The organism is Streptomyces sp. NPDC050625 (assembly GCF_040654755.1).
GTDB lineage: Bacteria > Actinomycetota > Actinomycetes > Streptomycetales > Streptomycetaceae > Streptomyces.
In genome coordinates this window covers 1-22,005 of sequence record NZ_JBFAIQ010000025.1, presented here as the reverse complement: position 1 = coordinate 22,005, position 22,005 = coordinate 1, and the positions used below count along the sequence as shown (strand labels likewise).

At 72.3% G+C, this 22,005-nt stretch carries 22 protein-coding genes; 11 read left to right on the top strand and 11 right to left on the bottom strand.

All coding sequences use genetic code 11. The features are described from left to right. Positions 1–13: 13 nt before the first annotated feature. Positions 14–877 carry an acyl-CoA thioesterase II gene (locus AB0I54_RS36680; RefSeq protein ID WP_363300601.1) on the top strand — a complete coding sequence of 288 codons (864 nt, stop codon included), beginning with the start codon at positions 14–16 and terminating at the stop codon, positions 875–877. A gap of 9 nt (positions 878–886) precedes the next feature. Here the strand turns inward: AB0I54_RS36680 and AB0I54_RS36675 are convergent, their stop codons facing one another. After that, the gene (locus tag AB0I54_RS36675) at positions 887–1,792 is read right to left on the bottom strand and encodes a DUF6397 family protein (RefSeq protein ID WP_363300600.1); all 906 of its coding nucleotides are present in this window, start codon (positions 1,790–1,792) and stop codon (positions 887–889) included. Between the two features lie 126 nt (positions 1,793–1,918). Continuing rightward, positions 1,919–2,332 carry a roadblock/LC7 domain-containing protein gene (locus tag AB0I54_RS36670; protein ID WP_263206034.1) on the bottom strand — a complete coding sequence of 138 codons (414 nt, stop codon included), beginning with the start codon at positions 2,330–2,332 and terminating at the stop codon, positions 1,919–1,921. A 92-nt stretch (positions 2,333–2,424) separates the two neighbouring features. Here AB0I54_RS36670 and AB0I54_RS36665 point away from each other — a divergent pair, with 92 nt between their 5' ends. Beyond that, on the top strand, positions 2,425–2,853 hold the full coding sequence (locus tag AB0I54_RS36665) for a PPOX class F420-dependent oxidoreductase (RefSeq protein ID WP_363300599.1): 429 nt from the start codon (positions 2,425–2,427) through the stop codon (positions 2,851–2,853). Positions 2,854–2,862: 9 nt separating this feature from the next. On the opposite strand, the gene AB0I54_RS36660 is transcribed toward AB0I54_RS36665, so the two are convergent. The 5 genes from AB0I54_RS36660 to AB0I54_RS36640 all read right to left on the bottom strand — a co-directional run bounded on the left by AB0I54_RS36660 (position 2,863) and on the right by AB0I54_RS36640 (position 7,870). Further along, positions 2,863–3,468, bottom strand: a complete 606-nt coding sequence (locus AB0I54_RS36660; RefSeq protein WP_363300598.1) for an ATP/GTP-binding protein — start codon at positions 3,466–3,468, stop codon at positions 2,863–2,865. 182 nt (positions 3,469–3,650) lie between these two features. Then, a complete protein-coding gene (locus AB0I54_RS36655; RefSeq protein WP_363300597.1) occupies positions 3,651–4,064 on the bottom strand; it encodes a DUF742 domain-containing protein in 414 nt (137 codons plus the stop codon). Positions 4,065–4,086: 22 nt separating this feature from the next. Beyond that, positions 4,087–4,524, bottom strand: coding sequence for a roadblock/LC7 domain-containing protein (locus AB0I54_RS36650; protein WP_363300596.1), 438 nt, complete (start codon positions 4,522–4,524; stop codon positions 4,087–4,089). Beyond that, positions 4,521–7,046 carry a nitrate- and nitrite sensing domain-containing protein gene (locus tag AB0I54_RS36645; RefSeq protein ID WP_363300595.1) on the bottom strand — a complete coding sequence of 842 codons (2,526 nt, stop codon included), beginning with the start codon at positions 7,044–7,046 and terminating at the stop codon, positions 4,521–4,523. Before AB0I54_RS36645 ends, AB0I54_RS36650 begins: the two co-directional genes overlap by 4 nt. 47 nt (positions 7,047–7,093) lie before the next feature. Next, a complete protein-coding gene (locus AB0I54_RS36640; protein ID WP_363300594.1) occupies positions 7,094–7,870 on the bottom strand; it encodes an MHYT domain-containing protein in 777 nt (258 codons plus the stop codon). Between the two features lie 189 nt (positions 7,871–8,059). Between AB0I54_RS36640 and AB0I54_RS36635 the strand changes: the two genes are divergently transcribed. Beyond that, a complete protein-coding gene (locus AB0I54_RS36635; RefSeq protein WP_363300593.1) occupies positions 8,060–8,659 on the top strand; it encodes a class I SAM-dependent methyltransferase in 600 nt (199 codons plus the stop codon). 67 nt (positions 8,660–8,726) lie between these two features. Here AB0I54_RS36635 and AB0I54_RS36630 read toward each other — a convergent pair whose 3' ends face one another. Beyond that, positions 8,727–9,482, bottom strand: a complete 756-nt coding sequence (locus AB0I54_RS36630) for an alpha/beta hydrolase (protein WP_363300591.1) — start codon at positions 9,480–9,482, stop codon at positions 8,727–8,729. Positions 9,483–9,606: 124 nt separating this feature from the next. Between AB0I54_RS36630 and AB0I54_RS36625 the strand changes: the two genes are divergently transcribed. From AB0I54_RS36625 to AB0I54_RS36615, 3 genes are all read left to right on the top strand, one after another. Continuing rightward, positions 9,607–10,140, top strand: coding sequence for a PadR family transcriptional regulator (locus AB0I54_RS36625; RefSeq protein WP_363300590.1), 534 nt, complete (start codon positions 9,607–9,609; stop codon positions 10,138–10,140). Between the two features lie 132 nt (positions 10,141–10,272). Then, positions 10,273–10,569, top strand: a complete 297-nt coding sequence (locus AB0I54_RS36620) for a hypothetical protein (protein ID WP_363300589.1) — start codon at positions 10,273–10,275, stop codon at positions 10,567–10,569. A 137-nt stretch (positions 10,570–10,706) separates the two neighbouring features. Then, on the top strand, positions 10,707–11,549 hold the full coding sequence (locus AB0I54_RS36615; protein ID WP_363300588.1) for a hypothetical protein: 843 nt from the start codon (positions 10,707–10,709) through the stop codon (positions 11,547–11,549). A gap of 126 nt (positions 11,550–11,675) precedes the next feature. Here the strand turns inward: AB0I54_RS36615 and AB0I54_RS36610 are convergent, their stop codons facing one another. Continuing rightward, positions 11,676–11,858 carry a hypothetical protein gene (locus AB0I54_RS36610; protein ID WP_363300587.1) on the bottom strand — a complete coding sequence of 61 codons (183 nt, stop codon included), beginning with the start codon at positions 11,856–11,858 and terminating at the stop codon, positions 11,676–11,678. 259 nt (positions 11,859–12,117) lie between these two features. Between AB0I54_RS36610 and AB0I54_RS36605 the strand changes: the two genes are divergently transcribed. The 3 genes from AB0I54_RS36605 to AB0I54_RS36595 all read left to right on the top strand — a co-directional run bounded on the left by AB0I54_RS36605 (position 12,118) and on the right by AB0I54_RS36595 (position 17,814). Beyond that, positions 12,118–15,012, top strand: coding sequence for a DEAD/DEAH box helicase (locus AB0I54_RS36605; RefSeq protein ID WP_363300586.1), 2,895 nt, complete (start codon positions 12,118–12,120; stop codon positions 15,010–15,012). Further along, entirely contained in the window at positions 15,009–16,289 is a 1,281-nt protein-coding gene (locus AB0I54_RS36600) for an SWF or SNF family helicase (RefSeq protein WP_363300585.1), read from the top strand. Before AB0I54_RS36605 ends, AB0I54_RS36600 begins: the two co-directional genes overlap by 4 nt. 178 nt (positions 16,290–16,467) lie before the next feature. Further along, positions 16,468–17,814: an esterase-like activity of phytase family protein gene (locus AB0I54_RS36595; protein WP_363300584.1), complete on the top strand. Its 1,347-nt coding sequence runs from the start codon at positions 16,468–16,470 to the stop codon at positions 17,812–17,814. Between the two features lie 9 nt (positions 17,815–17,823). Here AB0I54_RS36595 and AB0I54_RS36590 read toward each other — a convergent pair whose 3' ends face one another. Both AB0I54_RS36590 and xylA read right to left on the bottom strand, forming a co-directional pair. Next, positions 17,824–18,246 carry a hypothetical protein gene (locus tag AB0I54_RS36590; protein ID WP_363300583.1) on the bottom strand — a complete coding sequence of 141 codons (423 nt, stop codon included), beginning with the start codon at positions 18,244–18,246 and terminating at the stop codon, positions 17,824–17,826. A 176-nt stretch (positions 18,247–18,422) separates the two neighbouring features. Further along, entirely contained in the window at positions 18,423–19,589 is a 1,167-nt protein-coding gene (gene xylA / locus AB0I54_RS36585) for a xylose isomerase (RefSeq protein WP_363300582.1), read from the bottom strand. Between the two features lie 178 nt (positions 19,590–19,767). Between xylA and xylB the strand changes: the two genes are divergently transcribed. Together xylB and AB0I54_RS36575 are read left to right on the top strand one after the other, a co-directional pair. Beyond that, complete coding sequence (xylB, locus tag AB0I54_RS36580; protein WP_363300581.1) at positions 19,768–21,213, top strand: xylulokinase; 1,446 nt, start codon at positions 19,768–19,770, stop codon at positions 21,211–21,213. An 81-nt stretch (positions 21,214–21,294) separates the two neighbouring features. After that, positions 21,295–22,005, top strand: a 711-nt coding sequence (locus tag AB0I54_RS36575; RefSeq protein ID WP_363300580.1) for an ROK family transcriptional regulator, incomplete at its 3' end; no start/stop codon positions are given.

The following is a 22,005-nucleotide window of genomic DNA, read 5'->3' as shown; positions in this document are numbered from 1 at the left end:
GAGAATGCCACCCATGACGAATCCGGCCGAGAGGCTCGTCGACCTGCTCGACCTGGAGCAGATCGAGGTCAACATCTTCCGTGGCCGCAGCCCCCAGGAATCGCTCCAGCGGGTCTTCGGCGGCCAGGTGGCGGGCCAGGCGCTGGTCGCCGCTGGTCGCACCACGGACGGCGAGCGTCCGGTGCACTCGCTGCACGCGTACTTCCTGCGCCCGGGCCGGCCGGGCGTGCCCATCGTGTACCAGGTGGAGCGGGTCCGCGACGGGCGGTCGTTCACGACGCGGCGGGTCACCGCCGTACAGCAGGGCCGCACGATCTTCAATCTCACCGCCTCCTTTCACAAGCCTGAGGAAGGACCTTTCGAGCACCAGCTGCCGAGCCGTGACGTGCCGGACCCGGAGTCCCTGCCGACGGTCACGGAGGAGATCCGCAAGCATCTGGGCGCTCTGCCTGAGCAGTTGGAGCGGATGGCACGCCGTCAGCCCTTCGACATCCGTTACGTCGACCGGCTGCGGTGGAATCCCGACGAGGTCAAGGGCGCGGAGCCGCGCAGCGCGGTGTGGATGCGAGCGGTCGGACCTCTGGGCGACGACCCGCTGGTGCACACCTGCGCGCTCACCTACGCCAGCGACATGACTCTCCTGGACGCGGTCCGCATACCCGTCGAACCCCTGTGGGGCGCGCGGAACTTCGACATGGCCTCACTGGACCACGCCATGTGGTTCCACCGGCCGTTCCGCGCGGACGAGTGGTTCCTGTACGACCAGGAGTCGCCGATCGCGACGGGCGGCCGCGGTCTGGCTCGCGGGCGCATCTACGACCTGGAGGGGCGCCTGCTCGTTTCGGTCGTCCAGGAGGGTCTGTTCAGGACCCTGTAGGCCGGGGCTTCACAGTTCCGCGGGCCGGAGGCTTCTGCGGCGCAGCCGACCCAGCAACCCGCGCGGCCGCTCGGGCGCTTCGGGCACGGCTGCGGATGTGGGTGTGGGTGCCGTCGGGTCGTGTCGCGGTGCGGGACGCGGAGCGGGTCGGTAGGCGCGGGCCTGCTCCAGTCCTCGGGCCAGGTCGCTCCTGAGCCAGCCGATCTCGTCCAGGTCGTCCGCCGTCATGATCTTCTCGGCGAGATGCGCCGAGGGCGATCCCGGTGCCCCGTGGGCAGGTGGCGCCGGGCGGAACCGGTTCAGATGGGAGCGCTCGTACGGGTCCTTGACCACGTCCGCGATATGGGCGGGGTCGAGGAACGCGGCGAAGGCTCCGGCGCGCTCCCAGGGATCGCCGGCCTGGCGGAGCAGGAAGCCGAGGTGACGTCCGCGCCAGTTCCGGGCGCGCAGATCCAGGCCGGTGTCCAGTTGCGAACGCAGCACCTCGGGCGTACGGCCGGTCAGCAGGGACGCGTTCTTCTCGTCGGCCGCGAACTCCCGCAGTTCCTCGGCCAGATAGAGCCAGACCACGGCTCGATAGCGGTTCAAATAAAATTTCACCGGAACCACCAGCCCCAGGCGCGCAAAGCGGGTGAACCTGGTGGCCGACACGTTCATGATCTCCGCGCCCTCCGTGGTGCCCACGGCCTTGACGCTGTCGCGGAGCACTTCGGGGAACCCCTCCCCCGAGCGCAGCCGGTCGATCTCGGCGTGCTCGACCCGGCGGCCTCCGCCTCCTCCCTCGTCCGGCACGGTCCTGATCCGGCCGAGGTGCACGGCGAGGTCGAACTCACCTCGTTTCAGATTCAGTTCGCGTGCGGCGCGGCTCGGCGCGCAGGTGAGGGAACGCGGCTGAGCGACGGTGTTGCCTGACATGGTCGTACTCCCCCGTGGAGTCGGTGGCTCACGCCGTGTGCGCTCGCCGTGAAAAAACCGTAGCCGGTTTGGCGAATCGCGTGGCAAGCCTGTGGATAACTCCGAGGGGAAGCAAAAATGCGCAGGTCAGAGGTCTGCTGGGGAGGTTCGCTCGGGGCGTCGGGCGTCCACGCCGAGATGTTCGCCGACCCGGTTGACGAGCAGGGTCATCTCGTAGGCGATCTGACCGATGTCGGCCTCCGCGCCGCTGAGCACGCACAGACAGCTGCCGGTACCGGCCGCGGTCACGAACAGGACGGCGTCGTCGTACTCGATCATGGTCTGGCGCACCGTGCCCGCGCCGAAGTGGCGTCCCGAACCCTTGGCCAGGCTGTGCAGTCCGGAAGCGACGGCGGCGAGGTGCTCGGCGTCCTCGCGGCGAAGGCCGGTGCTCGCCCCGGTCACCAGGCCGTCGTTCGACAGGACCAGCGCGTGACGTACGTGTTCCACGCGCTCCGTCAGGTCGTCGAGCAGCCAGCCGAGTCCCTGGTTCTGCGCCATGCTCCGTCTCCCCGTGTGATGTCTCCCCCTGGCCGGAGGGTCTGTCCGCCAGCCTTCCCCACGACCGCCGTCCGGGCAAGGAGGATGGGGGCATGGCACAGAAGATGACCGACGAGGAATGGCGGGCGTTCGTCTCGCACGGCACCCGTACCGGCAAGCTGGCGACCGTACGGGCAGACGGGAGCCCGCATGTGGCCCCCATCTGGTTCCTGCTGGACGGGGACGACGTGGTCTTCAACACCGGCAAGGAGACCGTGAAAGGGCGCAATCTCGCCCGTGACGGACGGATCGCCCTGTGCGTGGACGACGACCGGCCGCCGTTCCACTTCGTGGTCCTGAACGGTCGTGCCCGGGTGTCGGAGGATCTCGACGAGGTACGGGCCTGGGCGACCCGGATCGCGGCCCGGTACATGGGTGAGGAGCGCGCCGAGGAGTTCGGCGCCCGCAACGGCGTTCCGGGTGAGCTCGTGGTCCGCGTCGCCGTCGACAACGTCGTGGCGGTGAAGGACCTGTCGGCCTGAGGCGCCCGCTCAGCTCACGGAGTCGAGGAGCCGGGCGGTGTGCATCCGCCCGGCGTATTCGACGAGGCGGATCAGTACTTCCTTGCCCGAGTCCCGGTCACGGGCGTCGCAGAGGACCACGGGCGTTCCCCGGTCGAGATCGAGGGCGTGGGAGACGTCGTCGGGACCGTAGGTGCGGGCGCCGGCGAAGCAGTTGACGGCCACGACGAACGGAATGCGCCGGTGCTCGAAATAGTCCACCGCCGGGAAACAGTCCTCCAGCCGCCGGGTGTCCGCGAGCACCACGGCACCGAGAGCTCCCTGCGACAACTCGTCCCAGAGGAACCAGAACCGGTCCTGGCCGGGTGTGCCGAAGAGGTACAGGGAGAGACCGTCGCGGATGGTGATGCGCCCGAAGTCCATGGCGACGGTCGTGGTGACCTTCTTGTCCACGCCGTCCGTGTCGTCCACCAGCTGGCCTGCCTCGCTGAGCAGTTCCTCGGTGCGCAGCGGCTTGATCTCACTGACCGCTCCCACCAGGGTGGTCTTGCCGACGCCGAAACCGCCGGCGACCAGTATCTTCAGCGCCAGGGCGGACGTCTCGCCATGCGTGGCATCGGAATGCTCGGAGACCATGATCACTTCTCTCGGGAGTGCCGGCTGTGTTCGACGTCTGTGTGCGAAGTCAGCATCATGACAACTGACGTTTATTTCCGAGGGATTGCACCGATATCGTCACCATCCGACCGGATCGCGCCGGTTGTCGGCGGAAGGGAGTGCAACCCTGTGCCGTACCGCGGCTGGTTCTGAACCTTCATCTACAGCGCCCGCAGCCCCTCGATGACCTCGCGGAGAATGCGTTCATCGGGCAGTTGCGCCGGCGGCACCGGGCGGCTGACGGTGACACAGCCCAGTTCCAGGAGGTCACCGAGGAGCACTCTGACCACGCCCACGGGAAGGTCGGCGCCCGCGGCGAGTTCGGCGACGGACTGGGATTCCGTGCGGCACAGGTCGAGGAGCGCCCGGTGCTCAGGCCCGAGCCCGGGGTCGTCGTGGGCGGCGGGCGCGGCGGAGTCGAGCGTCACGAGCGCGATCAGGTCGAACCGCACTCCGGTGGGCCCGGATCTGGTACGTCCGCCGGTCAAAGCGTACGGGCGGACCAGGGGCCCGGCCTCGCCGTCGTACCACCGGCTGTCCGGCTCCCGCGGGCTGCCCCTCATGTCCTGGGTCATCGGTGCCGACCGCCCTCTCGGCTCAGCGGCCGGCGGGCGGGCGCACGGCGACGCGCGGCGGCGCGCACAGGTGCTCGCCGACACGTTTGACCAGCCGGGCCATCTCGTACGCGACCAGTCCGATGTCGGCGGTCACGGCGGTGAGCACGGCGAGGCAGGAGCCGTCGCCTGCCGCGGCCACGAACAGGAACGCGTCGTCCATCTCCACCATGGTCTGGCGTACCCCACCCGTTCCGAAGTGCCGGCCCGTGCCCTTGGCGAGGCTGTGGAAGCCGGAGGCGACGGCGGCCAGGTGCTCGGCGTCCTCGCGCTTGAGGCCGTTCGAGGCGCCGACGGCCAGGCCGTCGTTGGAGAGCACCACGGCGTGCCGCACCTCGCCCACGCGTACCACCAGGTCGTCCAGCAGCCAGTCGAGTTCACCGGATCGCTGGGCGGCCCTCATGCTCGGGTCCTGGATCATGCAGGGTCTCCTTCGCTGCTGTCTGTGCCCGGTTCGGGGTCCGGGGCGGCACCGCGGCCCGGGTGCCTGCCGCCGCCGCGCGCCCAGCCGTCGCGGTAGGCCGCCATGCGGTCCCGCACGAGTTCGGGGGTGCGCCGGTCGTCCTCCCGCGAGGCCGGTGTCCGGGCCGGCTCCCCGGTGCACCGATCGCGCAGTTGGGGGACGAGGTTCGCCTGTCGTACCCGGCGCGGGAGGTCGTCGGAGCCCCCGGGGTCGTGGGGTGGGCGGTGCGGTCGCAAGGTGGTGACTCCAGGCGGTGGCGGGGAGCCGCTCGGGGTGTCCGTCGGTGCCGGGACGGTGGCCGCCAGGGCGGGTCGGTCGACCGACGAGGCGACGGCCTCCGGGAGCGAGGCCGCGCCGGGCACGCGCGCGTACTCGCGTTCCGCCGCCCGTTCCGCGTCCCCCGTCGAGTGGGGGGAACGTTCCGCCGCGCCGCTGTGCAGCAGGGCGGTGGGCAGCAGGACCACGGCGGTCGTGCCGCCGTAGGGCGAGGTCTTCAGATGGACCTTGATGCCGTGGCGCGCGGCGAGTCTGCTGACCACGAAGAGCCCGAGGCGGTCACTGTCGAACAGGTCGAGTGCCTCGGACTGCTCGATACGCCGGTTCGCCTCGGCGAGCGTCTCCTGCCCCATGCCCAGGCCCCGGTCCTCGACCTCCACGGCGTAGCCGTTGCCGACGGGTTCGCCGGTGATGCGCACGCGCGTGTGGGGCGGCGAGAACTGGGCGGCGTTCTCCACGATCTCTGCGAGCAGATGGGTGAGGTCGGCGACGGCCGCGCCGATGACGGAGGCCTCGGAGAGCCGGCGTACCTCCACACGCGCGTAGTCCTCGACTTCGGATACGGCCGCGCGCACCACGTCGGTCAGGGACACCGGCATGCGCCAGGCCCGTCCGGGTGCCGCTCCGGAGAGGATGATCAGGCTCTCCGCGTGGCGCCGCATACGGGTGGTGAGGTGATCGAGGCGGAAGAGGTCGCTGAGCTCGTCGGGGTCCTCGGAGCGGCGCTCCATGCTGTCCAGGAGGCTGAGCTGGCGATGGACCAGGATCTGACTGCGGCGAGCGAGGTTGACGAACACGCCCGAGATCCCGTCGGCGAGTTCGGCGCGTTCCACGGCGGCGCGCAGCGCGGCGCGGTGCACGGTGCCGAGTGCCTCGGCGACCTGGCCGGTCTCGTCCTCCGCGGGTGGTCCGGACGGCGCCTCGGCCCGGATGTCGATCTCCTCGCCCGCGCGCAGCTTCCGCATCGCCTCGGGAAGTTTGCGGCGGGCGAGATCCAGGGCGCTGTTGCGCAGGCTCACCAGTTCCACGACGAGGGCGCGCCCGATGCGGACGGAGATGACGAGCGAGGCGGCAACGGCGACCAGGCCGAAGAGGACCGCGGCGCCTGCCGGGGTGAGCAGACCGCGTGCGAACGGATCGGCCCGGCCCGCGACGGTGCGAGCGGCGTCCGTCTCGATGGACCGCATCCCGTCGCGCACGCGCGCGTGGGCCGCGCTCCAGGCTCCCACGGGGGCCGCAGCGAGCGCCCGGGAACCGGGAGTACCGGCGAGGACCTTGTCCTCAAGGGCGCCGACCGCGGTGTAGGCACTGCTGTCGGCGAGGTCCAGCCAGGCGGCGCGCTGGGCCTCGGGCAGGTCCGCCGCGGCGGATTCGGTGAGCGTACGGCGTGCGGCGGCGGCGCCGGTGAACAGCCGCAGCCGCTCGCCCTGGAGACCGCCGGTGGGGCGGGCGCTCGCCAGCACCGCGTCCTCCTGGGCCAACGCCTCCCTCGCGCGGGAGAATTCGAGCAGCACGCGCGCGTCGGAGCCGAGGTCGTCCGCCTGGACGCCGGTGAGGGCTCCGTCCACGGTGAAGGCCTTTGCGATGGTCTTCGTGTACTGCGCGTACGCGTCGTCCCAGCCGGCCCGGCGGTCGAGCACCGCCGTCCGCAACGCGGGCAGGTGCTCGGCTCCGGTGACGAAGTCGGCCAGCCGCCGGGCGACACCGCGGGGCAGTTCCTCGCTGTCGGCGACGGTGGTGTCGCGCCCGAGCCGCAGTCTGGCGACGGCCCGGTCGGTGCGCGCGGCGAGTGTGCGGAGGTTGTCGCTCCGTCCGGCGGCCGGGTCGCTCGCGCAGAGCACCGCCGCGGCGCGCTCGGCCTGCAGGGCGGTGACGGCGGCGGCGACCGGGGACCGCAACTCGGAGTCGACGCGCTGGGACTGCCGCAGCCGGGCCACGTCCTGGACCGTGCTGACGGTGGCGTACGCCCACAGGGCGAGCAGCGAGACGACGGGCACCATCAGCAGACAGACGACCTTGGCCCGGACGGTCCGCGGCCGTATCCGCCATCGCACCGCGCGCGTGGGCGAGTGGTCAGACGTCGCGCCCGCGGGCTCGTCCGTGCCTTCGTCGGCGGGCGGTCCAGCGTGCGCACGGCGGCCGCGCAACGGTGGCGCGGCCTGCGTCTCCGCTCCTGCTGTGGGGGTCCTACGGGGTGTACGCATGGCCTCCTCGCTCGGTAGTGGTGCGGGGCGCGCCCTGCCGGAGCCCACTAGCGGGCGGCGGCGCTCTCGACCGTCCGCCGGGCGGCAGCGGACGCTTCGCGCTCGCCCGCCGCAGGCGAGAGGGCGACGAACGCCGAGGTGAGGAACAGATAGGACCCGAGGCCGACGGCGAGGGGGAAGATGAACTGCATCGCCGTGGCCCCGGGCAGGACCGAGGCGGAGGGCGTGACGCGCACGCTCACCGCGAACATGGCCGTGTAGTGCATGCTGCTGACGGCTGCTCCCATGACGAGGGAAGCGACCGTGACCGCGACGGGTGACTTGATGTTCAGCCCCGCCCACAGGGCCGCGGTGGCCGCGACCACGGCGATCACGACGGAGAGCGCGACGAGCACCGGGTCGTAGGTGACGTCGCCGTGCAGCCGTACCGCCGCCATGCCCAGGTAGTGCATGCTCGCGACGCCCAGCCCGGTGGTGAGGCCGCCGAGGAACAGCGCCCGGGTGCGGTCCCGGCTGTAGCCCACGGCGAAGACACCGGCGCAGACGACGGCCATGGCGACCAGCAGGCTGAGGATGGTCAGCGGCACGTCGTAGCGGATGCCCGTGCCACTGACGCCGAAGCCGAGCATGGCCACGAAGTGCATGGTCCAGATGCCGGTACCGATCGCGGAGGCCGCGGTGACGAGCCAGTTGCGGCGTGAGCGACCCACGGTGCCGAGCGCGCGGACGGTGCAGCGCAGTCCCAGTGCGGCGCCGACGCAGGCCATCGCATACGACAGCACAGGGGTCAGCCAGCCGAAGGTGGCGTGGTCGAGGTGTCCCATGGCCCCGGGACGCTAGGGGTGCACGGGTGCACCGAGGGGGCGCATTTCGAAAGGTGCCGGAATATGACATGGAGACGCGCTGGAACGATCGCGTCCCGCTCGAACATGCGCGTAGAAGGCGCTCTGCGTCATGGGCGTAGAGGCACCAGCGGACGTACGAAAGCGTGCCGGTGAGGGATCATGCGGAGCATGAGCGACGACCACACACACGTCCAGGAGTTCTTCGGGGCCCGTGCTGCCGACTGGGACAGCAAGTTCCCCGACGACGGCCCCGCCTACGCGTCCGCCGTGGCCGACCTGGGGCTGCGCACGGGTGACCGGGTGCTCGACGCGGGCTGCGGCACGGGACGCGCCCTGCCGCCGCTGCGCGCGGCCGTGGGAGCCTCGGGCGTGGTCGTGGGGGTCGATCTGACTCCGGAGATGCTGGAGGCGGCCGTACGGGCCGGGAGGGACCGCGACGGCCGGCTGGTGCTCGCCGATGTCGCCGCGCTGCCGCTTCGGTCTAAGTCCCTCGACGCCGTGTTCGGGGCGGGCCTCATCGCGCACCTGCCCCATCCGGCCGAGAATCTGCGGGAGTTGGCGCGTGTGGTACGGCCCGGCGGCACGCTGGCACTGTTCCACCCGATCGGCCGGGCGGCCCTGGCCGCGCGCCAGGGGCGGCAGATCACCCCGGACGACCTGCGCGCGGAGGCCAACCTCGGTCCCCTGCTGGCAGGCTCCGGGTGGCGTATGACGTCGTACGTCGACGAGGACACCCGCTTCCTCGCGCTGGCGGTCCGGGAGCGCTGAGCGCGGCGCGCGGGGCGCCGCCGGTCGTGTGCCGGAACGGCCCTCGCACCCGCTCCTCACACCCGCCTCACACCCGCCCCGCGACCGCCGCCACGAAGGCGTCCGGGTTGTCGAACATGACGTTGTGCCCGGCGCCGGGCACGGTCACCACGCGAACACCGACGGCTTCCAGGGCCTCCCTGCCGGGGAGTTCACCGCTCAGCTCGCCCTGAAGGTACACACGGTCGATCTCCAGTCCTTCCAGGATGGTGCGCATGACGGGTTCCGAACCGCGCCGGAGCCCGACGGCGGTGCGGTGCAGGGCCCGCGGGTCGGCGAGCCGCATGGTCGCCGCCCAGAGGGGGCCGACCTTCCGCAGCACGCGCGCGTGCCCCCCGTCGACGAACTCGTCCTCCTCGTAAGAGGCGATGCCGCTGCTCCCCGCCGTCGCCGGCGGGAAAGCGTCGAGGTTGGCCTCGGCGAGGACCAGTCGGGAGACGAGATCGGGCCGCCGACGGGCGAGCACGATGGCGACCGCCCCGCCCATGCTGTGCGCGATCAGCTCGGTCCCGGCGAGACCGGCCGCGTCCAGGGCCGCGGCCAGGGCGTCGGCGTTGTCCTCCAGCGTGTACCCGAAGTGTTCGGGCCGGTCACTGATGCCGTGTCCGGGCAGATCGACGAACAGGCTCCGCCTGCCGGCAAGTTCCGGGCGGGCCGCGATGTGCGCGTGGTACACGGACGAGACCGACCCCAGTCCGTGCACGTACACCCGCGCGGGCTCCTCGCCGGGCGTCTCCGTCCAGCGGATGCAGCTGCCCTTGCCGTCGAACTCGGTCTGCTTCACGGGGTCCCCCTGAGTCGCTCGAATGCCGCGTTCGGCACGCCGCCAAGATACATCGGAACCGAGGTATCCGTAAGTCGAAGTATTGAGGTTTCGATGTACAGCGCGCTTACGAGAGAATGCGGGCATGCTGGAGCTCGCGATCCTCGGTTTCCTCTACGACGCCCCGCTGCACGGCTATGTCCTGCGCAAGCACATCGCCGCGCTGACCGGACATGTCCGCCCCGTGGCCGAGAGCACGCTCTATCCCGCGATCAAGCGGCTGGAGAAGGCCGGCCTCCTGGCCCGGGCCACCGAGCCGGGGTCCGTGGCCGCGCCGCGCCATGTGCTCACGCTCACCGAGGAGGGCCGGAGCGAACTGCGTCGCCGGCTCGCCGACCCGGCGCAGCGCGACATCACCGACGAGAACCGCTGGTTCACGGTGCTCGCCTTCCTCGGACGCCTCGACGACCCCGCCGCCCAGGCGACGGTCCTGCGGCGCAGGCTGGCCTTCCTGGAGGAGCCGGCGAGCTTCTTCTACGAAGGTGACCGGCCGCTGCGCGCCGAAGAGCTGGACGACCCCTTCCGGAGCGGCATCCTCACCATCGCGCGTGCCACGAGCCAGGCCGAACTCAGCTGGCTGCGCGACACCATCGCCTCACTCGACGAGGCCGGCCGCTGAGACGTCCGTGTTCGGGCCGCTCGAACCACTTCACCGATTCGACCCTCTTCTGTCGCCGAAGCTCCAACTCTACGTTGAACAGGAGCAGATGAGCGATCAGAGTCGAAGCCACACAGACGGAAGGCGGTCCGCATGTTCGACACGATCCGTAAGTACGTCACCGGATTCCGGTCCTCCGCGAGCACGAAGGAGGCCGTCGGCGGGGAGAAGCGCGCACACAACTTGTTCGAGGCCGCGGCCGCCTATGTGTCGGCCCGCGCGGAGGACGACGAGGACCGGATCGACGAAGCGGCGGGCTGGGTGTCCCCGGAGGCACTGTCGTTCGGGGTGAGCGAGCTGGCGTGCCGGGCCGTGATCGTGCTGGCCCGGGAGCGCGACGAGTCGCCCCGGACGGTGGCTCGCGACCTTCTCGGGCTGCCGGTGTCCTGACCTACCGGCCGCGGATCCGGTCGTTTCGCCCGCTCCAGGTGGAAAACTGCAGCTCCGGGTCTGATGGGGAGTCGTGACAACCGCCTTCCGCTCGCACTAGGGTGCGCGCCGTTGGACGAACCACTGGGGAGGCTGGGATGGCCGAGACAGAAGACGAGGCCGTCGCCGCCGCGGACGATGCGCTGTACGTGCTCACGGCGGTGCTGCTTACGCCTGCGCAGTTTCCGAGCGTGCTGGGTGACGACTATCCGGAGGCCTGTACGGCGCTGGGCCTCGCGCCGCGTGCCGACGGATACGGGCTGGTGCTGGGCCAGGACGGCGACGGGGCCCGCTGGACGGTCGTCATCGACGACGTCTCGCTGGTCGCGGTCGCGATCGCGTCCTGGGACTGCGGCATGGAGTACGAACTGTCGCCGGACGAGCGCACGGTCGTCGCCGCGCTGCCGGGCTGGCCCCTCGCGGTCGCCGTTGCGGCTCCGGGCGTGCCGGCGCCGCACGATCCCGGCCCCGACATGGCGGACGGCAGCCCGCTGACCCCGCCGGACACAAGCTCCTGGGGCCCGGCCCAGCGGCGCCTGGGTGCGGACGAGATCGCGCTCCAGTGGGCGGTGTGGCGGGAGCAGATCGACGACGCCGACTTCCCGGCGCCGGGCAACGCGCCGCAGGAGGCGGGAGAAGACGCTCCGAAGGGCACGGAGGACGCGCCGAAGGGCCACGGCGGGGTCCGGCGGGTCCTGGCGGAAGCACGCGCGTACGTGGACTCGCCACCGCCTCTCGGCCGGGTCCGCTCCTCGTTCGCGCCCGGCGATGCCCGGACCCTGCGCGCCGACGGCCCCGGCTGGTCGATGGTGGCCCGTACGGACGACATCGCGTTCGTGCTGCTGGACGACGAGCCGGGCGAGGTCCTGCCGGTGGGCCGCGGCCCGGAGCTCCCCGGCCTCCTGGAGGCACTCGACAAGCTGGCCGTACGGCCCAGTTGAGCCGGCGCGGGACGAGTCCCGGCCAACGGGCCGGGACTCGTGTCAGCAGCGTCCGTCAGGGGCGCCGAGGAGGCCCGGGGCGATGTCCGGGCGCCAGGGGCGGGGACACGCCGGGGCGACGGCACCTCAGCGGCCGATCTCCTTGCGCGCGACACGGCGCAGCCTGCGCCGCTGCGAGGGGTCCAGCATGAGGTATGCGGCCGCCGGGACTCCCAGCACGATCAGGAACGACACCCACCAGGGCACCCAGATCAACAGAATGAGCCCGACCGCCACACCCCCTGCGGCGATCTTCGCGCTATTCGACATGTGCGTCGCCTCCTTCGCGGCCACTGCCGCTCTCTGATCTGAAAACGGGCCCGCGCCTCCCGCGGTTCCGGACCGCAACCCTGAGACGTCCCTGAGACGCAACCCCGACGCGTCCCTGAGCGTCCGCGCCGGCACTACGAATCGAACACGTGGTGAAGTGGCTCGGGTCACAGCCTAGCCATTCCAGGTCGCCCGTCCATGTGCTGTACCCTCGGCGACCCGGAGCTCAGTAGTCAAATTTGAGGAGTACGGCAGAGCTGTGCAGAGAATCCCCCCGGCACCACTCTCCGACCTGTCCCAACTGGCCGGATGCGGCACCGTGTTCGTACCGGCGGATCCCGCTCGCACCGGAACCGTCGCCTTCTGGCGACCCGACGGCGAGGCTCCCCCGGCCGGCGCGCCGGAAGCGGTCGCGGACCTGACCGTCCTGCTGCCCCGCGGGGGCAGCGTCGAGCGGGTACGGGTGCCCGCGGTGCTGATGCCGGTGCGCACCGCGCTCCCGCTCCTCACACGCGCGCGTGTGTTCCCGCACGCGCACCGGGCGACCGCGTTCTGGGGCACGGCGGGTGTGCTCGCCCTGCACTTCCTGGCGCGCCGTCTGCTGCTGCCCGGTCTGTCCCCCGCCGATCACGACGCCTGGCGGATGGGGCCCCTGTCCGCCCGGGACACGGCACTCGTCCGCGAACTCGCCGCCGCCATGCCGCCCGAGGCCCACGCGGTGCCGTCGGCCGGCTCCGCCGAGGCGCCCCTGATGCCGGACCCCGAGCGGCTGCTGCGCGCCTTCCTGGACGCGGTGGCCGACGCGCTCCCCCGCTCCCCCGCCGCGCGGCTGGTGACGGGTGGCCCGGCCTACGCGGCGCCCGAGCCGCAGCACCTGCCCGCGCAACGGGCCTGGGCCGACGACATCGCCGCGGGCCACGACGCGGGCGTACGGCTCTCGCTGCGCATCGAAGTGCCCGGACTCGAGGACGCCGCGCACGACGACGCCGACGACCAGGTGGGCGACGACACGCCCGTGCGGTTCCGTGCCGTGCTCCAGGTGCACCGGGTGAGCGGACCCGCCGTCGTCGCGGACGCGGCCGAGGTGTGGGCGGGATCCGACCCTTCAGGCGGTGCCTTCGGCCCGCGCGCGCGGATGGACGCCCTGCTGGCGCTGCGCCGCGCTGCGCGCGCCTGGCCGCCGCTGACGCCCCTGCTCTCGGCGGGCGTACCCGACGCCGTCGAACTCGCGGACGACGAGGTCGCCGAGCTTCTCGGGGAGGGCGGCCGCGCCCTCGCCGCGGCGGGTGTCGACGTGCACTGGCCGCGGGAGCTGTCGCGCGAACTGTCCGTCCATGCGGCCGTCGGTCCGCCGGACGGCGAGCCGGGACGGGACGGGAATCCGGCGGACATGCGCTCGCTCCTGTCCTCCACCGACGCCCTGCTCAGCTTCAGCTGGTGGTTCGCGCTGGGCGGCCGGGAACTCACGCGCGAGGAGCTGGACCGCCTTGCCGAGGCCAAGCGTCCGCTGGTGCGGCTGCGCGACCGCTGGGTCCTGATCGACCCCGAGGAGGCGCGCCACGCCCGCGCACGGCAGAACCGCAAAGTCAGCGCGGTCGAGGCACTCGGCGCCGCACTGACCGGCTCGGTGGAGATCGACGGCACCCACGTCGACGTACGGGCGACGGGTCGGCTGGCGGAACTGCGGGACCGGCTCGCCGACCCGGAGGCGCGGGAAGAGGTTGTCCCACCGGCCGCCCTCGACGCGACCCTGCGCGACTACCAGCTGCGGGGCCTCGGCTGGCTGGCCCGCATGACCTCTCTGGGCCTGGGCTGCTGCCTGGCGGACGACATGGGCCTCGGCAAGACGATCACGCTGATCGCCCTGCATCTGCACCGGCAGACCGACGCGTCGGCCGCCGGTCCCACGCTCGTCGTCTGCCCGGCGTCCCTGCTCGGCAACTGGCAGCGCGAGATCGAGCGGTTCGCGCCCGGCACACCGGTGCGCCGGTTCCACGGGGCCCGGCGCGGTCTCGACGCGGTGGCCGACGGGGAGTTCGTCCTCACGACGTACGGCACGATGCGCATGGACGCCGCCCGGCTCGGCGAGGTGCCCTGGGGCATGGCCGTCGCCGACGAGGCCCAGCACGTGAAGAACCCCTACTCGGCGACCGCCAAGGCGCTGCGCTCCATCGGCGCACGCGCACGCGTGGCGCTCACCGGAACCCCGGTGGAGAACACCCTCTCCGAGCTGTGGGCGATCCTCGACTGGACGACCCCTGGGCTGCTGGGCCGCCTCGGCACTTTCCGCGCGCGGTACGCGCAGGCTGTCGAGAGCGGCCGGGACCCGCTCTCCGCGGAGCGGCTCTCCCGGCTCGTGGGGCCTTTCCTGCTGCGGCGCCGCAAGTCGGACCCCGGCATCGCGCCCGAACTGCCGCCCAAGACCGAGACCGATCACCCGGTGCCGCTGACCGAGGAACAGACGGGCCTGTACGAGGCCTTGGTGCGCGAGACGCTGGATCGGATCCGGGCGGCCGGCGGCATGGAGCGGAGGGGCCTGATCGTGAAGCTGCTCACCGGCCTGAAGCAGATCTGCAATCACCCGGCGCAGTTCCTCAAGGAGGACCGCCCGACGATCGCGGGGCGCTCGGGGAAGCTGGAGCTTCTGGACGAACTGCTCGACACGATCCTCTCCGAGGGGGCGGGTGTTCTGGTCTTCACCCAGTACGTCCGCATGGCGCGCCTCCTGGAACGCCATCTGTCGGCCCGTGGGGTGGCGTCGCAGCTTCTCCACGGCGGCACGCCCGTCGCCGGTCGTGAGGCGATGGTGCGACGGTTCCAGGACGGTGAGGTGCCCGTCTTCCTGCTGTCGTTGAAGGCCGCCGGCACGGGCCTGAACCTCACCCGGGCCGAGCACGTGGTGCACTACGACCGCTGGTGGAACCCTGCTGTGGAGGCGCAGGCCACGGACCGCGCGTACCGCATCGGCCAGACCCGGCCGGTACAGGTGCACCGGCTGATCGCCGAGGGCACGGTCGAGGACCGCATCGCGGAGCTGCTGAGCCGCAAACGCGAGCTGGCCGAGGCGGTGCTCGGATCCGGCGAGGCGGCTCTCACCGAGCTGACGGACGCGGAACTGGCCGATCTGGTGGCACTGCGCGGGGAGGCGCGATGAGCCGGTACGACGACGACACGGAGCGCACGTTCCCCGCCTCGGCGCCCGCGCGCGGACGGGGCTTCGCTCGGACGTGGTGGGGCCGGGCCTGGCTGCGGTCCCTGGAGGACACGGCGCTGGACGCGACGCAGGTCAAGGCGGGACGCAGGCTCGCCCGCGCGGGTGCGGTGGGTGCCGTGTCCGTGCGCCCGGGTCGTGTGACGGCGATGGTGCGCGAGCCGGGGCGCGCGGCACACCGGGCCGACGTCCTGCTGCCGCGGCTGGCCGACGAGCAGTGGGACCGTTTCCTGGACCTGGCCGTCGAGCGTGCGGGGCACGTGGCGGCGCTGCTCGACCGGGAGCTCCCCCCGCACCTGGTCGAGGACTCTGCGGCCGTGGGGATCGAACTCCTGCCGGGCCTGGGCGATCTGGAAGCCGAGTGCGGCTGTGGCGCCTGGGACCACTGCGGGCACACGGCAGCGCTCTGCCACCAGGTGGCGCGGCTGCTGGACGAGGATCCGTTCGTCCTGTTGCTGATGCGCGGCATCGGAAAGGGCGCGTTCTTCGACGCTCTGCAGTCGCGCGGCACCTCTTCCGAGGAGCAGGCTGCCGAGCCTGTGGGGGTGGATGCCGCGGAGGCCTGGGCGGCCGGAGACATCCTCCCTCCGCTGCCCGCGTTGCCCGGCCTCCCGGACGTGCCCGGCGCGCCTGCCTCCCTGGACGCCGAGGCGCCGCCCGCCCCCGGGGTCGATCCAGCGGCGCTGGCCCACCTGGCCGCGCGGACCGCCGCGGAGGCACACCGGTTGCTGGCGGAAGCACTCGGCGCCGTGCCGGAACCAGGGCCCTTCCAAGCCGAGTTGACGGTGGAGCAGGATGCCGTGCGCCTGGCCGTCGGCGCCCCTGAGGGGGCCGTCGCGGACCGGCTCGCCGAGGGAGCGGGGCGTGACCGGAAAGGGCTTTCGGCGGCCGTGCGCGCCTGGCGCCACGGTGGTGCGGCAGCGCTGTCCGTGCTGGACGAGGAGTGGCAGGTGACGGGCGAAGCGCTCGCACGCACGCGTGCCGCGCTCGAAGCGGCTCGGGGCGAGGACGACGATCGGCCGCAGCTGCAGGCGTCGGGCAACCGGTGGACGGTCCCGGGGGCCGGGATTCAGCTGCGCCTGGGCCGGGACTGCCGCTGGTGGCCGTACATCGAGGAGCGCGGCCTCTGGCTGCCCGCGGGAGGCCCGGAACGGGATCCGGCGACGGCACTTGCGGCGGCCCGGCTGTCGCTCGATGACGAACCGTCCGGAGGGTCCTGAGGAAGGCCGGTGCCTTCTCGGGTTCCTGACGATCCGCCACTCATGCGATCCCCAGCCCCTCACGAGACCATCACGACCGACGAGTGGAAGACGCCTTCCGTTCATCCGACGGTCGTACGACGTTCCGTCGAGGACCCAAATCTGGCCGCTGTCAATGAACTTGCTCCCAGGAGGCCCGATGTCCCCGCACGCCACCGGCCGGCGCCGCTTCGTCAACCGTTCCGTCACGACGGGTCTGCCCCTGGCCCTCGCGGCCGCGCTCGTGGCCGCCGGTACGGCCGCGGCGGCGCCGTCCGGGGACGCCGCGCACGTCGTCCGTACGGCGACGCTCGGCGACATCCCGCTCGGCGCGTTCAGCAACGCCCTGCTTCCCGGCAGCGTGGACGACGACCGGGGTGTGGACCTCGGCGGCATCGGCAGCGACATCTACCCGGCGGGCCGCAAGGGCGAGTACTGGACGGTCACCGACCGCGGCCCCAACGGCCAGATCAAGGTGGACGGCAAGAAGCGCCGTACGTTCCCGGTACCGGGCTTCGACCCGGCGATCGTGAAGATCCGGGTGACCGGGGACGAGGTGGAGGTGATCGACGCGATTCCGCTCACCACCCGGTCGGGCAAGGCCGTCACCGGGCTGTCCAACCAGCAGGGCCGGGACGAGGCGCCGTACAGCTATGACGCGAAGACCCCCCTGTCGTACAACCCGAACGGTGTGGACACCGAGGGCATCGTGCGGGCCGAGGACGGGACCTTCTGGCTCGTCGACGAGTACGGCCCGTCGCTGATCCATGTCTCCGCGCGCGGCACGGTGCTCACACGCTACGTGCCCAAGGGGCTGAACCTCACGGGCACCGACTACCCGGTGGTCGAGGCGCTGCCGTCCGTGCTGCTGCACCGGAAGATCAACCGCGGGTTCGAGGGGCTGGCCCAACTGCCTTGCGGAGACCTGGTGATGGCCGTGCAGAGCCCGCTCTCCCTGCCGGACGCGAACGCCGGTGACGCCTCGCGCACGACGCGTCTGCTGCGGTTCTCGCCGAAGAAGAAGGCGGTCACCGCCGAGTACGCCTACCGTTTCGACCCGGTGAACGTGGTCGACCCGAGCGAGGACGACCCTTCCGAGCTCAAGATCTCCTCGGTGGTCGCCGTGGGCGGTGACCGGCTGCTGGTCGAGGAGCGCACCGACAAGACGGCCCGGCTGCAGCTGGTGAGGCTGGGGCACAAGGCGGACGTCCTCGGCGGCCCCTGGGACGACGACACGACGTCCCCGTCGCTGGAGCAGCTGGAGGACCCGGCGGCCGCGGGCGTCCCGGTGCTCGCCAAGCGGCTCGTCGTGGACCTGGGCACGGTGAGCGGTGTGCCCGGGAAGATCGAGGGCATCGCGCGCGTGGACCGCGACACGCTCGCCCTCATCAACGACAACGACCTCGGGATGACGGACGGCCCCGGCGCCTTCGACGCGCAGGGCCGTCTGGTCGACAGCGGCATCGAGACGACGGTGACCTACGTCCGGCTGCCCAAGGGCATCTAGAACGCCCCGTCAGGGAAGTTCCCCCACGAGGGACGGCAGGATCGATTCGAGGCTACTCGGCACCTCGGTGGGGAACCCCGACGGCAGCCCGCTCGGCAGCTTCGACGGAAGTCTGCTGGGCAGTGCGGTGGGGATGCTGAAGGAAGGCCTGGGAGAGCCGCCCGTGCTCGCGCTGTTCTGCGCGGGTGGCTTCTTCTCCGGTGAGCCGTCGCCGCCCGAGGCCATCAGGACCACGGCCGCGACGGCCGCCGCGGTCACGAGGACGGCCAGCACGGCGAACAGCGGGGTCCGGCGCCTGCTCGGGGCCTCAGGAGCGCCGAAGGGGGTCGTCGGCGGGTCGTAGCCTCCGGGCGGCGGTCCGAAGCCGCCGCCCGGAGGCGGGGTGTCGCTCGGGGGTCCGGGCGGCCGGGGTGGCACGGGCGGCATGGCCATACCGTCAAGGGTCGCCTCGCATCGGGCAACGCGCGACCCCCGCACGGAAGTTGATACGCACTCGTGCAGGGACCGCGCGGTTTCGGAGCATTCCGTCCAGGGGCCGCTCGGCAGGGACGGACAACGGCACGCGCGCGTGGGGCAGCCATGAAACGGCCGCCCCACGCGCGTGCGGTTCAGCCCCGTGCGCCCAGCAGGTGGTCCATGGCCAGCTGGTCGAGCTGCTCGAAGGCCATCCCGCGCGCGGCGGCCGCCTCCGCGTCGAAGTCCTCGAACGCCGTGCGGTCGGCGAGCAGCGCCTGCAGACCGTCTGCCGCGGTGGGCTGCGCCAGCTGGTCGAGCCGCGAGGCACGCAGGGCCTCCTGGACCTCCGGGTCGGCGCGGAAGGCCGCCGAGCGCTCCTTGAGGATGAGGTAGTTGCGCATACAGCCGGCCGCCGACGCCCACACGCCGTCGAAGTCCTCCGTCCGCGGCGGCTTGAAGTCGAAGTGCCGGGGACCGTCGTAGCCGGCGGTCTCCAGGAGGTCGACCAGCCAGAAGGCGGACCGCAGGTCACCGGCGCCGAAGCGCAGGTCCTGGTCGTACTTGATGCCGGACTGGCCGTTGAGGTCGATGTGGAAGAGCTTGCCCGCCCACAGGGCCTGCGCGATGCCGTGCGGGAAGTTCAGCCCGGCCATCTGCTCGTGGCCGACCTCGGGGTTGACGCCGTAGAGCTCCGGGCGCTCCAGGCGCTCGATGAACGCGAGCGCGTGGCCGACGGTGGGCAGCAGGATGTCGCCGCGCGGCTCGTTCGGCTTGGGTTCGATGGCGAAGCGCAGGTCGTAGCCCTGGGAGGTGACGTACTCGCCCAGGAGGTCGAAGGCCTCCTTCATGCGGTCGAGGGCGACGCGCACGTCCTTGGCGGCACCGGACTCGGCCCCCTCCCGGCCGCCCCAGGCGACGTACGTCTTCGCGCCCAGCTCGACCGCCAGGTCGATGTTGCGGACGGTCTTGCGCAGCGCGTAGCGGCGCACGTCGCGGTCGTTGGCGGTGAACGCGCCGTCCTTGAAGACCGGGTGGGTGAAGAGGTTGGTCGTGGCCATCGGCACGGTCAGGCCGGTCGCGTCCAGGGCCTGGCGGAAGCGCTTGATGTGCGACTCGCGCTCGGCGTCCGAGGACCCGAAGGGGATCAGGTCGTCGTCGTGGAAGGTCACACCGTAGGCGCCCAGCTCTGCCAGGCGCTGCACCGTCTCGACCGGGTCGAGGGCGCGGCGGGTGGCGTCGCCGAACGGGTCCCGTCCCTGCCAGCCGACGGTCCACAGGCCGAAGGTGAACCTGTCCTCGGGGGTGGGCTGGTAGCTCATGCCGCGACTCCTTGCTTGCTCCGACTATTTCGTCATGGCCGTTTACAAATTAGTATGCGCTCGCGTCTCTGGGAAGAGACAAGATGTCCTCAAAGGGGTGACGTACCACTCGCCACTCCCTGGACACATCGGAAAACACCAGGCCAGATCCCGCGAGCCGGGGAAAAGGGAGAGCCCGATGTCAGCAGCCGAGGGTCCGCTCGTCGTCGGCGTGGACACGTCCACCCAGTCCACCAAGGCGCTGGTCGTCGACGCGTCCACCGGGGAGGTCGTGGCGAGCGGCCAGGCTCCCCACACCGTCTCCTCCGGCGCCGGCCGGGAGAGCGACCCGCGCCAGTGGTGGGACGCGCTGTGCGAGGCACTGCGCCAGTGCGGTGACGCGGCCCACGAGGCGGCCGCGGTGTCGATCGGCGGCCAGCAGCACGGTCTGGTCACCCTGGACGCCCGGGGTGAGCCGGTACGCCCCGCCCTGCTCTGGAACGACGTGCGCTCGGCTCCCCAGGCGCACCGTCTGGTCGAGGAGCTGGGCGGCCCCAAGGGCTGGGCGGAGCGCACCGGGAGTGTGCCCGGCGCCTCCTTCACGGTCACGAAGTGGGCCTGGCTCGCCGAGAACGAGCCGGACGCCGTCCGCGCCACCAAGGCGGTGCGCCTCCCGCACGACTACCTCACCGAGCGCCTCACCGGCCAGGGCACGACGGACCGGGGCGATGCCTCCGGCACCGGCTGGTGGGCGTCCGGGACCGAGTCGTACGACGAGGAGACCCTGCGGCACGTGGGACTCGACCCGGCGCTGCTGCCCCGGGTCGTGCGGCCGGGCGAGGTGGCAGGAACGGTGCGCGACAGCCATGACCTGCCGTTCTCCAAGGGCACCCTGGTCGCGCCGGGCACCGGCGACAACGCGGCGGCCGCGCTGGGCCTCGGGCTGCGCCCCGGCACCCCGGTACTGAGCCTCGGCACGTCGGGCACCGTGTACGCCGTGTCGAAGCACCGCCCCACCGACCCGACCGGCACCGTCGCGGGTTTCGCCGACGCGCACGGCGACTGGCTGCCGCTGGCCTGCACCCTGAACTGCACCCTCGCCGTCGATCGCATCGCGGCGCTGCTGGGCCTGGACCGCGAGGCCGTGGAGACCGGCGGCTCGGTCACCCTCCTGCCGTACCTGGACGGCGAGCGCACCCCGAACCTGCCGAACGCCGCCGGTCTGCTGCACGGGCTGCGCCACGACACGACGGGCGGGCAACTCCTGCAGGCGGCGTACGACGGCGCCGTCCACTCGCTGCTCGGCGCCCTCGACCTGGTGCTCGACGAGGACGCGGACCGCAGCGCACCGCTGCTGCTGATCGGCGGCGGAGCCCGCGGCACGGCCTGGCAGCAGACCGTACGGCGGCTGTCGGGCCGGCCGGTACAGGTGCCCGAGGCCAAGGAACTGGTCGCGCTCGGTGCCGCGGCACAGGCGGCCGGACTGCTGACCGGCGAGGACCCGACCTCCGTCGCCCGCCGCTGGAACACCGCCGCCGGACCGGTGCTGGATGCCGTGGAGCGGGACGAGGAGACACTGGCCCGGATCTCCGGGGTACTCTCCGACGCGGCCCCGCTGCTGGAGCGGGGGACGGACGCCCAATGACCGACGCCCACTGAATGACGCCCATCGACGGAGCCGGCAGAGGACGTCTGCCGGGGACACGGACCGAGGACTGACGGAGGCATGACCGCACCGCTGTACGAGGCCCGGCCGGCCGGGACCGGCCGCGCTCTGCCCGACACCCAGCAGGGCATCCGCCGTCGCAATCTCGCCCGCGTGATGCACGCGGTCAGCGCCGAGGGCTCGCTCTCGCGTGCCGCCGTCGCCTCACGCATCGGTCTGACGCGTGCCGCGGTGTCGACCCTCGTGGACGAGCTGATCCGCACCGGGCTGCTGGAGGAGCTGGGCCCCGAACGGCCCGGCAGGGTGGGCCGACCGGGATCGGCGCTCACCGTCAGCGGGCACGGTCCGGCCGGCATCGGGGCGGAGGTCGGCGTCGACCATCTCGCGGTGTGCGCGGTGGATCTGCGCGGCGCGGTCCGCGCGCGGGCCGTGCGGCACGGCGCGAACCGCGGCCGTGCTCCCGGACCGGTGATCCGGGAACTCACCGCCCTGGTCCGCCGGGTCGTCGCCGAGGCGGAACGGGAGGGCCTGTGGCCGGCCGGGCTGGCGGTCGCCGTACCCGGCCTGGTGGCGCGCGACGCGCGGACGGTCGTACGCGCCCCGAACCTCGACTGGAACGACCTGGACCTCGGCGCCCTGCTGTCCACCGGCATCCCGCTGGCCGTGGACAACGAGGCCAACTTCGGCGCGGGCGCCCCGCGCAGGCGCGGCGAGCGGACGCCCCGCCCCCAAGGTCAACGGTGGGGCGGGATACGGCGGGGGGCCGCGGTC

Coding starts and splice junctions, on each gene's coding strand:
- xylB (WP_363300581.1), top strand. CDS start 19,768: ATGTCAGCAGCCGAGGGTCCGCTCGTCGTCGGCGTGGACACGTCCACC.
- AB0I54_RS36615 (WP_363300588.1), top strand. CDS start 10,707: ATGGCCGAGACAGAAGACGAGGCCGTCGCCGCCGCGGACGATGCGCTG.
- AB0I54_RS36680 (WP_363300601.1), top strand. CDS start 14: ATGACGAATCCGGCCGAGAGGCTCGTCGACCTGCTCGACCTGGAGCAG.
- AB0I54_RS36660 (WP_363300598.1), bottom strand. CDS start 3,468: ATGGTCTCCGAGCATTCCGATGCCACGCATGGCGAGACGTCCGCCCTG.
- AB0I54_RS36645 (WP_363300595.1), bottom strand. CDS start 7,046: ATGCGTACACCCCGTAGGACCCCCACAGCAGGAGCGGAGACGCAGGCC.
- AB0I54_RS36675 (WP_363300600.1), bottom strand. CDS start 1,792: ATGTCAGGCAACACCGTCGCTCAGCCGCGTTCCCTCACCTGCGCGCCG.
- AB0I54_RS36590 (WP_363300583.1), bottom strand. CDS start 18,246: ATGGCCATGCCGCCCGTGCCACCCCGGCCGCCCGGACCCCCGAGCGAC.
- AB0I54_RS36595 (WP_363300584.1), top strand. CDS start 16,468: ATGTCCCCGCACGCCACCGGCCGGCGCCGCTTCGTCAACCGTTCCGTC.
- AB0I54_RS36665 (WP_363300599.1), top strand. CDS start 2,425: ATGGCACAGAAGATGACCGACGAGGAATGGCGGGCGTTCGTCTCGCAC.
- AB0I54_RS36640 (WP_363300594.1), bottom strand. CDS start 7,870: ATGGGACACCTCGACCACGCCACCTTCGGCTGGCTGACCCCTGTGCTG.
- AB0I54_RS36610 (WP_363300587.1), bottom strand. CDS start 11,858: ATGTCGAATAGCGCGAAGATCGCCGCAGGGGGTGTGGCGGTCGGGCTC.
- xylA (WP_363300582.1), bottom strand. CDS start 19,589: ATGAGCTACCAGCCCACCCCCGAGGACAGGTTCACCTTCGGCCTGTGG.
- AB0I54_RS36655 (WP_363300597.1), bottom strand. CDS start 4,064: ATGACCCAGGACATGAGGGGCAGCCCGCGGGAGCCGGACAGCCGGTGG.
- AB0I54_RS36670 (WP_263206034.1), bottom strand. CDS start 2,332: ATGGCGCAGAACCAGGGACTCGGCTGGCTGCTCGACGACCTGACGGAG.
- AB0I54_RS36650 (WP_363300596.1), bottom strand. CDS start 4,524: ATGATCCAGGACCCGAGCATGAGGGCCGCCCAGCGATCCGGTGAACTC.
- AB0I54_RS36635 (WP_363300593.1), top strand. CDS start 8,060: ATGAGCGACGACCACACACACGTCCAGGAGTTCTTCGGGGCCCGTGCT.
- AB0I54_RS36600 (WP_363300585.1), top strand. CDS start 15,009: ATGAGCCGGTACGACGACGACACGGAGCGCACGTTCCCCGCCTCGGCG.
- AB0I54_RS36620 (WP_363300589.1), top strand. CDS start 10,273: ATGTTCGACACGATCCGTAAGTACGTCACCGGATTCCGGTCCTCCGCG.
- AB0I54_RS36625 (WP_363300590.1), top strand. CDS start 9,607: ATGCTGGAGCTCGCGATCCTCGGTTTCCTCTACGACGCCCCGCTGCAC.